Origin of the sequence: Mesorhizobium sp., from assembly GCF_005063415.1 — a bacterium.
GTDB lineage: Bacteria > Pseudomonadota > Alphaproteobacteria > Rhizobiales > Rhizobiaceae > Mesorhizobium.
On record NZ_SUEG01000278.1, the window covers coordinates 1 to 237 of the forward strand.

The following is a 237-nucleotide window of genomic DNA, read 5'->3' on the forward strand; positions in this document are numbered from 1 at the left end:
GCTTTTCGGTGATCGGCGAGGCCGAGGCTATCGGCTTCCTGGCCGAGCAGCCGGTAACGCTGATCTGGGGGGTCGGCAAGGCCTTTGCCGCCACGCTCGAGCGCGACGGCATCCGCACCATCGGCCAGCTGCAGCGCATGGAACGCGGCGACCTGATGCGCCGCTACGGCGTCATGGGCGACCGGCTCTACCGGCTTTCGCGCGGCGAGGACGACCGTCGCGTCGTTCCCGACCAGG

At 70.0% G+C, this 237-nt stretch carries 1 pseudogene; it reads left to right on the top strand.

The window, feature by feature from the left end:
• Window positions 1–237 (top strand): annotated as a pseudogene (locus tag E5W70_RS31630) (DNA polymerase IV); the annotation flags it as partial.